This is a genomic window from Algoriphagus confluentis (assembly GCF_036245625.1).
Lineage (GTDB): Bacteria > Bacteroidota > Bacteroidia > Cytophagales > Cyclobacteriaceae > Algoriphagus > Algoriphagus confluentis.
The window spans coordinates 1-578 of the sequence record NZ_BTPD01000043.1 but is presented as its reverse complement, the minus strand read 5'-3'; the positions used below and the strand labels follow the sequence as shown (position 1 = coordinate 578).

The 578-nt window shown below is 51.2% G+C and carries 2 tRNA genes and 2 rRNA genes; all 4 read right to left on the bottom strand.

What is annotated here, in order from left to right:
- Positions 1-105 (bottom strand): 23S ribosomal RNA (locus AAA943_RS21805); the annotation flags it as partial.
- Positions 106-193: 88 nt separating this feature from the next.
- Positions 194-267, bottom strand: a tRNA-Ala gene (locus tag AAA943_RS21800).
- A 39-nt stretch (positions 268-306) separates the two neighbouring features.
- Positions 307-380 (bottom strand) — tRNA-Ile (locus tag AAA943_RS21795).
- A 46-nt stretch (positions 381-426) separates the two neighbouring features.
- A 16S ribosomal RNA gene (locus AAA943_RS21790) occupies positions 427-578 on the bottom strand; the annotation flags it as partial.

Genomic DNA, 578 nt, shown 5'->3' with positions numbered 1-578 from the left:
GGATCAACTCGCATTGGCCAATCCCCGCAGCTTATCGCAGCTTATCACGTCCTTCATCGCCTCTGAGAGCCTAGGCATCCCCCGTGCGCCCTTATTCACTTACTTCTACTTCTTTCATCCTTCAATGGATGATTCTGTTACAGTTTCTACTTCAATATGTCAATGAACTTTGTTCTGACTATCCAGAACAGAGTGGAGGATAACGGATTCGAACCGTTGACCCCCTGCGTGCAAGGCAGGTGCTCTAGCCAGCTGAGCTAATCCCCCGAAAATAAATAGATAAAAACCTCGGTAGGTTCTAAGTTGTGGGCCTGCGTGGACTCGAACCACGGACCTCTACATTATCAGTGTAGCGCTCTAACCACCTGAGCTACAGGCCCAAAATTAAAGTGTGTAAGGCGGCTGATAGCAGTCTTCTGTTTCCAGAAAGGAGGTGTTCCAGCCGCACCTTCCGGTACGGCTACCTTGTTACGACTTAGCCCCAGTTACCGGTTCTACCCTAAACGGCTCCTCACGGTTACCGCCTTCAGGTCTACCCGACTTCCATGGCTTGACGGGCGGTGTGTACAAGGTCCGGG